The organism is uncultured Amaricoccus sp., assembly GCF_937858865.1.
Lineage (GTDB): Bacteria > Pseudomonadota > Alphaproteobacteria > Rhodobacterales > Rhodobacteraceae > Amaricoccus.
Genome location: NZ_CALLYO010000611.1, coordinates 1 through 8,909 on the forward strand (window position 1 = coordinate 1; position 8,909 = coordinate 8,909).

The 8,909-nt window shown below is 72.5% G+C and carries 12 protein-coding genes and 1 riboswitch; of the genes, 7 read left to right on the forward strand and 5 right to left on the reverse strand.

Features of this window, described 5'->3' with window-relative positions:
- The 3 genes from yidC to yihA all read left to right on the forward strand — a co-directional run.
- On the forward strand, positions 1 to 1,517 hold a 1,517-nt coding region (gene yidC / locus Q0112_RS18210), incomplete at its 5' end, for a membrane protein insertase YidC (RefSeq protein WP_297977467.1).
- Between the two features lie 4 nt (positions 1,518 to 1,521).
- Entirely contained in the window at positions 1,522 to 2,277 is a 756-nt protein-coding gene (locus Q0112_RS18215) for an MOSC domain-containing protein (RefSeq protein WP_297977469.1), read from the forward strand.
- Positions 2,278 to 2,318: 41 nt separating this feature from the next.
- Positions 2,319 to 2,924 carry a ribosome biogenesis GTP-binding protein YihA/YsxC gene (yihA, locus tag Q0112_RS18220; RefSeq protein ID WP_297977481.1) on the forward strand — a complete coding sequence of 202 codons (606 nt, stop codon included), beginning with the start codon at positions 2,319 to 2,321 and terminating at the stop codon, positions 2,922 to 2,924.
- 76 nt (positions 2,925 to 3,000) lie between these two features.
- Here yihA and Q0112_RS18225 read toward each other — a convergent pair whose 3' ends face one another.
- On the reverse strand, positions 3,001 to 3,537 hold the full coding sequence (locus Q0112_RS18225; protein WP_297977470.1) for a hypothetical protein: 537 nt from the start codon (positions 3,535 to 3,537) through the stop codon (positions 3,001 to 3,003).
- The gene (locus Q0112_RS18230; protein ID WP_297977471.1) at positions 3,537 to 4,058 is read right to left on the reverse strand and encodes a hypothetical protein; all 522 of its coding nucleotides are present in this window, start codon (positions 4,056 to 4,058) and stop codon (positions 3,537 to 3,539) included. Before Q0112_RS18230 ends, Q0112_RS18225 begins: the two co-directional genes overlap by 1 nt.
- Positions 4,059 to 4,142: 84 nt before the next feature.
- On the opposite strand from Q0112_RS18230, the gene argB reads away from it, so the two are divergent.
- Genes argB through Q0112_RS18245 form a run of 3 tightly spaced genes read left to right on the forward strand, consistent with a single transcriptional unit; the run spans position 4,143 to position 6,191 of the window.
- Positions 4,143 to 5,024, forward strand: coding sequence for an acetylglutamate kinase (gene argB, locus Q0112_RS18235; RefSeq protein ID WP_297977472.1), 882 nt, complete (start codon positions 4,143 to 4,145; stop codon positions 5,022 to 5,024).
- 10 nt (positions 5,025 to 5,034) lie between these two features.
- On the forward strand, positions 5,035 to 5,700 hold the full coding sequence (locus Q0112_RS18240; protein WP_297977473.1) for a ferredoxin: 666 nt from the start codon (positions 5,035 to 5,037) through the stop codon (positions 5,698 to 5,700).
- Entirely contained in the window at positions 5,688 to 6,191 is a 504-nt protein-coding gene (locus tag Q0112_RS18245) for a histidine phosphatase family protein (RefSeq protein WP_297977474.1), read from the forward strand. Before Q0112_RS18240 ends, Q0112_RS18245 begins: the two co-directional genes overlap by 13 nt.
- Here Q0112_RS18245 and Q0112_RS18250 read toward each other — a convergent pair.
- Complete coding sequence (locus Q0112_RS18250; RefSeq protein ID WP_297977476.1) at positions 6,188 to 6,502, reverse strand: DUF190 domain-containing protein; 315 nt, start codon at positions 6,500 to 6,502, stop codon at positions 6,188 to 6,190. The genes Q0112_RS18245 and Q0112_RS18250 overlap by 4 nt on opposite strands.
- 8 nt (positions 6,503 to 6,510) lie before the next feature.
- Positions 6,511 to 6,885 (reverse strand): fluoride efflux transporter CrcB, encoded by a 375-nt coding sequence (gene crcB / locus Q0112_RS18255; RefSeq protein WP_297977478.1) that lies wholly within the window; start codon positions 6,883 to 6,885, stop codon positions 6,511 to 6,513.
- A gap of 123 nt (positions 6,886 to 7,008) precedes the next feature.
- A riboswitch (Fluoride riboswitch) is annotated at positions 7,009 to 7,071 on the reverse strand.
- 97 nt (positions 7,072 to 7,168) lie between these two features.
- Here crcB and Q0112_RS18260 point away from each other — a divergent pair.
- On the forward strand, positions 7,169 to 7,876 hold the full coding sequence (locus Q0112_RS18260) for an RraA family protein (RefSeq protein ID WP_297977479.1): 708 nt from the start codon (positions 7,169 to 7,171) through the stop codon (positions 7,874 to 7,876).
- 4 nt (positions 7,877 to 7,880) lie between these two features.
- On the opposite strand, the gene Q0112_RS18265 is transcribed toward Q0112_RS18260, so the two are convergent.
- Entirely contained in the window at positions 7,881 to 8,573 is a 693-nt protein-coding gene (locus tag Q0112_RS18265) for an SURF1 family protein (protein ID WP_297977480.1), read from the reverse strand.
- Between the last annotated feature and the right edge of the window lie 336 nt (positions 8,574 to 8,909).

An 8,909-nucleotide genomic window follows, 5' to 3' on the forward strand; every position in this document is an offset into this window, starting at 1 on the left:
ATACCGTCACCGTCGAGCCCGGCTCGCCGACCGTCACGCTGCTCCAGCCGCCCGGCGTCCCGAACGCCTACTATGCCCGCTACGGCTGGACCCCCTGGGCGCCGCTCTCCGCCGCCGACGTGCCCGCCCCCGACACCGTCTGGACCGTCGAGAGCGGCGGCGAGCTGACCGAGGCGACGCCCGTCACCCTGCGCTGGGACAACGGCAAGGGCCTCACCTTCCGCCAAACCTTCGCCATCGACGAGAACTACATGTTCACCGTCACCCAGTCGGTGGAGAACGATACCGGCGAGGACGTCCGGCTCAGCCCCTACGGCCTCATCGTCCGCCAAGGGATGCCACCCGACCTGATGAACTTCTACATCCTGCACGAAGGCTTCCTGGCCATGAACGGGAGCCCGGGCGTGCGCGACCAGCTCAACCAGTTCAAGTACAAGGCCGCCCGCGACTTCGACCTCAGCCAGACCGAGAACGGCCCGGCCTGGACCATGGACGTGACCGAGAACGGCTGGATCGGCTTCACCGACCACTACTGGATGTCGGTGCTCATCCCGAACGCCGACCAGGCGTTCACCGGCGTCGCCCGCTACGACGAGGCCTCCGACACCTTCCTCTCCGACATGCGCCTGCCGGACGCCACCATCGCTCCCGGCGCCGAGGCGACCGCCGCCACCTCGCTCTTCGCCGGCGCGAAGGAATGGGCGACGATCCGCGCCTACCAGGACGAGCAGGGCGTCTTCCGCTTCGTCGATTCCATCGACTGGGGCTGGTTCTTCTTCCTGACCAAGCCGATCTTCCGCGTGCTGCACGAGATGCACAAGCTGATCGGCAACATGGGCCTCGCCATCATCGGGCTCACCTTCATCATCAAGCTCCTGCTCTTCCCGCTAGCCTACAAGTCCTACGTCTCGATGTCGAAGATGAAGGGATTGCAGCCCGAGATGGAGAAGATCAAGGAGCGCACCGGCGACGACCGGATGAAGATGCAGCAGGAGGTGATGGCCCTCTACAAGCGCGAGAAGGTCAACCCCGCCGCCGGCTGCCTGCCGATCCTGCTGCAGGTGCCGATCTTCTTCTCGCTCTACAAGGTGATCTTCGTCACCATCGAGCTGCGCCACGCGCCCTTCTTCGGCTGGATCCGTGACCTCTCGGCGCCTGACCCGAGTTCGGTCCTCAACCTCTTCGGCCTCCTGCCCTGGGCGGCGCCCGACCACACGAGCATCTTCGGCATCCTCTCGATCGGCGTGCTGCCGATCCTGCTCGGCATCTCGATGTGGCTGCAGCAGAAGCTGAACCCGGCGCCGGCCGACAAGACGCAGGCGATGATCTTCAACTGGATGCCCTGGGTCTTCATGTTCATGCTCGGCAGCTTCGCGAGCGGGCTCGTGCTCTACTGGATCGCGAACAACACCATCACCTTCGTGCAGCAGTATACGATCATGCGCAGTCAGGGGGTGCCGCCGAACGTGCTCGGCAACATCTTCGGCGCGTTCCGGAAATCGTCGAAGACGGGATAGCGCCGTGCAGGCCCGCGTTCGCGCCCTCTGGCGTCACCCGATCAAGGGCCACGGCGTCGAGGCCATCGGCTCGACGGAGCTCGCGGCGGGGGCGACCATGCCCTGGGACCGGGTCTGGGCCATCGCCCATGAGGCGGCGCGGCTGCCGGGGGAGCCGGGGGCCTGGGCGCCCTGCGCCAACTTCAACCGCGGCGCCAAGGCGTTCCAGCTGATGGCGATCCGGGCCGAGACGGACGAGGCGAAGGGGCGCGTCACGCTGACCCACCCGCGGCAGGAGGCGCTCACCGTCGATCCGGACGACCCGGAGGATGCCGCCCGGCTCGTTGCCTGGGTGATGCCGCTCTCCAATCCGCACCGCGCGCTGCCGGCGCGGGTGGTCCGCGCCGACCGCGGGATGACCGACAGCGACTTTCCCTCGATCTCGCTGCTCAATACCGCCGGTCTGGCCGCGCTCGCCGGGCGGGTGGGGCGGCCGCTCGCTCAGGAGCGGTTCCGCGGCAACGTGTGGCTCGACGGGCTCGCGCCGTTCGAGGAGTTCGACCTTGTCGGCCGCGAGGTGCGGATCGGCGGAGCGACGCTGCGGGTGCGCCAGCCGATCACCCGCTGCATGGCGACGACCGTCGATCCGGTGACCGGGGAGAGCGACGCCGACACGCTCGGGGCGCTGCGCGGCGGCTGGGGTCATGAGGACTTCGGGGTCTATGCCGAGGTCGTCGAAGGCGGGCGGATCGGGGTCGGCGACGTCGCCGAGGCGGCGTGAAGCTCGCCTTCGCCGAGGCGGCGGAGCCGGACGCGGAGGCGATGGAGCGCGGGCGCCGGCTCTTCGCCGGGCCGTGCGACTTCGTGAAGGGGGTCGTCGCGATGGACGGGCTGCCGGCCGCGGACCGGGTCGAGGTCTGCTTCGCCGGCCGCTCGAACGTCGGCAAGTCGAGCCTCATCAACGCGCTGACCGGGCGGAAGACGCTGGCCCGCGCCTCGAACACGCCGGGGCGGACGCAGGAGATCAACTTCTTCGCGCTCGGGCCGGCGCATTATCTCGTCGACCTGCCCGGCTACGGCTTCGCCAAGGCGCCGAAGCCGGTGGTCGAGCGGTGGCAGGCGCTGCTCAAGGCCTATCTCGCCGGGCGGCCGACGCTGCGCCGCGCCTTCGTGCTGATCGACGCGAGGCACGGGGTGAAGCCGGTCGACGAGGAGATCATCTCGCTGCTCGACCGCTCCGCGGTGACCTTCCAGGCCGTGCTCACCAAGGCCGACAAGCTCGCCCCCGCCGCCCGCGCGGAAAGCCTCGCCGCCGTCGCGAGGGACCTCGCCCGCCACCCGGCGGCCTTCCCCGAGATCCTCGTCACCTCGGCCGAAACCGGCGCCGGGATCCCGGCCCTGAGGGCGCTGATCGCTGGGATGGCCTGACCGGGCACGCGTGCCCACGCCTTCATGCGTTGAAATCATTGGATAATTCGAAGCGTATTACATTGTATAGACACGCTCAGAAGCGGGTGTGGAGGGCGACGTGCGGGGCGATGAAGCCGGCCTGGCGCGCCACCTCGAGCGCCTGGTCGAGCGCGCCCTGGCTGGTGAAGGGGCCGATGAAGAGCCGCCGCCCCAGCGTCTGCGCGCCCACCCCGCGCGAGCGGTAGCCGAGGCCGCGGAAGAAGAGGGTGGCCTCGTGCTCGACCCCGAAGCCCGTCACGATGCCGAGCGAGACCGTGGTCGGCCGGATCGCCGGCCCGCTGTCGGTGATCGCGAAGGGGGCGAGGTTCTGGGCGAGGGCCGGCAGGTGGACGAGATCCTGCGCCGTCGTCAGGCAGCCGGCCCGGACCAGGCCCCGCGCCGCGCGGGCGACGTCGGGCCGGAGCACGGGCACGTCATCGCCCCACTGGTTGTCGGGATAGAGCCAGAGCGCGTTCTCGTAGGCGCGGAAGGCGCGCTCGCAGGCCGCCCGGTCGGGCGCGCCCGGCGCCGCCGCGGCCGCGGCGCCCGTGCCGAGCAGCGCGAGGAGGAGGGGAAGGATGATCTGTCGCATCAGAAGCTCACCGGATAGGGGGCGACGAAGCCGGCGCGCAGCGCGAGATCCCGCGCCTGGTCGAGCGCCGCCTCGGTCGCGAAGGGGCCGAGATAGATCCGCCGCCCGAGCGGCGCGCTGCCGATGCTGCGGGCGGGGATGCCGTGGCCGGCGAAGAAGGCGCGCGCCCGGGCGTCGTCCTGCATGTTGGTCACCACCCCGGCATGGAGCGGGACGGGCCGCGCCAGCGCCGGCCCGGCATCCGTCACCGGCCCGCCGCCGGTCGCCTCCATGCCGGCGAGATCGCGGGTCATGGTGATGCAGCCCGCCTGGCGGATGCGCTGCGCCTGCGCCTCGACGAGCGGGCGGGCGACCCGGTCGGCGTAGCGGCGCTGGTTGGGCGGATACATCCGCTCGAGGGCGTCGAACTCCTGGAAGAGCGCCACGCAGACGCTCCCGCTCGCCCGCGAGGGGCCGCCCGGCTCGCCCCCGGCGCAGGCCGCGGCGAGGAGCAGGGCGGCGAGAAGGGTCGGCAGGCGCAAGGGCGAGGCTCCTTGTGTCGGGCGGACGGGAATAGTATCCGGCGGGCGCGCCCGAGGCGCAAGGCCGCAAGCAAGGAAGCGCCCATGGACAAGTCCCTCGCCCAGACGCGCGACTGGATCGCCACCGCCCGCACCCTCTCCGAGGCGCTGCCCTACCTGCAGCGCTACGACGGCGCGACGATCGTCATCAAGCTCGGCGGCCATGCAATGGGCAGCGACGCGGCGATGGACGAGTTCGCCCGCGACGTGGTGCTGATGAAGCAGTGCAACGTGAACCCGGTGATCGTGCACGGCGGCGGGCCGATGATCAACGAGATGCTGAAGCGGCTCGACATCCGCTCGGACTTCGTCGGCGGCAAGCGGGTCTCGGACGCGGCGACGGTCGAGGTGGTCGAGATGGTGCTCGCCGGGCGGATCAACAAGCGCATCGTGCAGGCGATCAACCGGCAGGGCGGCAAGGCGATCGGCCTCTCCGGCAAGGACGCCAACCTGATGATCTGCGAGAAGGATCTCGGCGAGGGGCCGGAGCCGGTCGATCTCGGCTTCGTCGGCCGGCCGGTCGAGATGCACCCCGAGATCCTCGCGAGCTTCCTCGGCTCCGACTTCATCCCCGTCGTCGCCCCGATCGGCGCCGGGCGGAGCGGCGAGACCTTCAACGTGAACGGCGACACCGCCGCCGGCGCCGTCGCCGCGGCGATGAAGGCCGACCGCCTGCTGCTCCTCACCGACGTCGCGGGGGTGAAGGGCACGGACGGCAGCGTCCTGACCCAGCTCAGCGCCGCCGAGGTGCGGGCGATGACCGCGGACGGCACCATCTCGGGCGGCATGATCCCGAAGACGCAGACCGCGCTCGACGCGATCGACGGCGGGGTGCGCGCGGTGGTGATCCTCGACGGCCGGGCGCCGCATGCGGTGCTGCTCGAGCTCTTCACCTCGCACGGCGCCGGCACGCTCATCCGCGGCTGAGGCGGGGGCGATGTCGCTCGCTGGCATCGCCGCCCGGGCGCGGCGGGACGCCCTGGGGCTCCTCGGCGCCTTCCATCCCGGCCCCGAGGACGGGGCGCCGGCGGGGTGCGGCACGCTGGTCCTGCTCGGCCCGGACGGTCCCGACTTCTGGCCGCTCTTCGGCGCGAGCCCCGAGCGGCGCGACGGCCTTCGCGACCCGCTCGACCGCTGGACGGTGCGGGTGCTCGGGGCGCTGGCGGGCGAGCTCGGCGCCGTGCCGCTCTTTCCGTTCGGCGGGCCGCCCTACGTTCCCTTCACCGCCTGGGCGCGGCGGAGCGGCGAGGCCTGGATCTCGCGGGTGGGCCTGCTGGTGCACGCGCGGCTCGGCCTCTTCGTCTCCTACCGCGGCGCGCTGGCGCTGCCGGAACGGCTCGCGCTCGCGCCGCCCGGCCGGTCGCCGTGCGACGGCTGCGCCGCGCCCTGCCTCGCCGCCTGTCCGGTGTCGGCGCTGACGGCGGGCGGCTACGACGTGGCGGGCTGCCATGGCTTCCTCGACGGCGCGGCGGGTGCCGACTGCCTCGGCCGCGGCTGCGCGGTGCGGCGGGCCTGTCCGGTGGGGCGCGGCCGGCGGCCGGAGGCGCAATCGGCCTTCCACATGGCGGCCTTTCATGGCACGGAGGGGCGATGCGACGCCTGATCCTCATGCGCCACGCCAAGTCGAACTGGTCCGACCCCGCGCAGCGGGACCTCGACCGGCCGCTCAACAAGCGTGGCCGGCGGGCGGCGGGGCTGCTCGGGGGATGGTTGAAGGAGAAGGGCTACCTGCCGGAGCAGGCGCTGGTTTCGAGCGCGCGCCGCGCGCAGGAGACCTGGGCCGGCGTGGTGGCCGTGGCCGGCGCGGCGCCGACGAGCTACGTGCCGGAGATCTACCATGCCGCGCCGGAGACGCTGCTCGCGGTGCTCCGCGCCGCGCCGGACGTGGCGAGCGTGCTCATGCTCGGGCACCAGCCGGGGATCGGCGCCTTCCTGCGCCGGCTCCTCGACGCGGCGCCGGACGATCCCGCCTTCGAGCGGTTCCCGACCGGCGCCACGGCGGTGATCGACTTCGACGTGCCCGGCTGGCCGGCGGTCGGCTGGGGGAAGGGCCGGCTGGTCGACTTCGTGGTGCCGCGTGGGCTCGAGAGCTAGTGGCGCCGGACCGGCCATGAGACGATGTGGTCGCCGGGCACCAGTTCGAGGAGCCTGGCGATCGCCGCCTCGGCGGCCGGGGGCGCGTCGAAGAACTCCACCACCACCGGCAGGTCGACGTTGATCCGCAGGATGTCGTCGGCGTGGACGAGGCCGTGGGCGCCGTAGCCGGCGATGCCGCGGAAGACGGTCGCGCCCTGCACGGCGTGGCGGTCGCGCAGGAGGCCGAGGATCTCCTCGGTCAGCGCCTTGCGGCGGCCGTGATCCTCCTCGCTGAGGTAGACGCGGACCATGATGAGGTCGTCGGGCATGGGGCACCTCACAGGATGCGGGCGATGTAGGCGCCGCCGAAGGCGGCGATGAAGCCGAGGACGACGGAGAGCAGGACATAGAGGATCGCCTTGCCGCTCTCGCCGGCCTCGGCGAGGAGCAAGGTCTCCATCTCGAAGGTGGAGAAGGTGGTGTAGCCGCCGAGGAAGCCGGTGAGGATGCCGGCGCGCAGCGCGGGCGAGATGGTGACCCGCTCGAGGGTCTCGATGAAGAGGAAGCCCATGAGGAAGCTGCCGAAGACGTTGATGCTGAGCGTGGCGTAGGGGAAGTCGCGGCCGAAGCTGGCCTGCACGAGATTGCTCTGGGCGTAGCGCGCCCAGCAGCCGAGGGCCCCGAAGGCTCCAATGGCGGCGTAGGTCCACATCGTTCTTCGTCCTGTCAGGGATGCCGGGTGGGGGAGGAAGGCCGTCCCTGCGCGCCGCGGCGCGGCCGGGGGGCTGGGCTGATCGGTGTTGGCGACATGCACGACTCTCCGTCTGCCAGAAATGGCGGGACAGGAGTCATCAGCCCCGAGGGCGGTTACACGGCGAACCCCATCGCCTTGGCTGGCAGCGTCTGCCGCGGGCGGGCGGCTGTCAAGGGGCGTGGTTGTTCGCGGCGCGGCGGGCGGGGTAGGGTGCGGTGCGCGGAGGCGAGGAGGGCGGGAGATGGGGGTGGTGGTGCATGGGGCCGAGGTCGCGGCGGTGCCGGCGGCGCTGATGGCGCGCTGGCGGGCGATCCCGGTGCCGGTGGCGGTCGATCTGGCGCCGGAGCGGCAGATCGACCCGCTGGTCAGGGCGCTGCTGCCGGCGGGGCAGCAGGCGGATCTGTTCGGGCGGGCGGTGACGGCGCGCTGCCTGCCGCCGGACTTCGGGGCGGTGCTCGAGGGCGTGGGGCGGATCGGGCGGGGCGAGGTGCTGGTGATCGACGCCGGCGGGTCGCGGGAGGTGGCGGTGATCGGCGACGTGCTCGGCGGCGAGCTGGCGCGCAAGGGGGTGGCGGGCCTCGTCTGCGACGGGGCGGTGCGGGATACCGGCAACCTGGCGCGGATGGCGGGGCTGGTCTGCGACGGGGCGGTGCGGGATACCGGCAACCTGGCGCGGATGGCGGGGCTGCCGGTCTATGCGCGCTGGGTGAACCCGCGCGGGCCGGTGGGCGCGGCGGCGGGGGAGGTGAACGGCACCGTCACGGTGGGCGGCTGCGAGGTGGCGCCGGGGGATCTGGTGATCGGCGACGCCGACGGGCTGGTGGCGCTGCCGCCGGCGATGCTGGCGGAGCTGATCGAGGCGGCGGAGGCGAAGCTGGCGCTGGAGGCGGAGTGGACGGCGCGGCTGCGGGCGGGGGAGCCGATCGGGGCGATCTTCGGGCTGCCGTGACGGTTCAGCGGCGGCGGAGAGCGTAGACGGTCATCGCGGCGAGGCCGGCGGCGAGGGCGAACCAAGTCAGGGCGTAGCCGAGGTGCGCGTTGCGGAAGCGGACGACGGTCAGGCCGCCGCGGGGCCAGCCGCCCGGGTTGGGGGCCGCGCCCGCGTCGACGAAGTAGGGGGCGACCGGCGGGGGCGGGGTGCGGGCCGCGGAGATGGCGGCGACGTCGCGGGAGTACCAGCGGCCGGCGGCGGGGTCGTTGCGGCGGAGGAAGCCGCCGCCCGGCTCGCTGAGGCGGAGGAGGCCGGTGACGGTGACTTCGCCCGGCAGCTGGCCCTCCGGGCGGGTGGTGGGGTCGCGGCGGTCGGGGGGGACGAAGCCGCGGTTGACGAGGAGGGTGAAGCCGGGGGTCTCGAGCGGGGTGAGGATCCAGTAGCCGGAGCCGAGGTCGGTGACGGCGAGGACCGGAGTCTCGCGGTCGTGCAGGAAGCGGCCGGTGGCGGTGACGCGGGTGTAGGCGTCGGCGGGGCCGAGGGTGGGCCAGGCGGCGGGGCCGGGGGCGGGGACCGGCGCGGCGGTGAGGCGGGCCTCGACCCGGGCGATGAGGTCGAGCTTCCAGGCGCGGCGCTCGAGCTGCCAGACGCCGAGGCCGGTGAAGAGGGTGATGGCGAGGAGGATCGCGCCGGTCGCGATGAGGCGGCGGGTCATGGCGTCACGCGCGCGGAATACCTGGTAAGCGGCTGGTATATATGGGATTCGTAGTTCATTAAAATTGGGCTCGCGGGTTGATCCTCGATCGGCGAAGGAAAGGGAATTCCCTCCCCGGCTGTCCCGCCCGAGGCCCTGCCTCGGGCAGCGCCCGCCCCGCCCCCAGGCGGGCGCTTCTCGCCCGCCGGGTCGGGCGCTGCCCTTTTCGGCCTGGGACGGACAGAGCGCGGGGCGGCGGGTGGAAGCATTCTGCCGGGGAGCGTGTCATATCACTCTGGGGCGGGCGGGGGCTGCATCTCCTGCATCGTCTCGCCGTCCGGCATCGGCATCATGTTC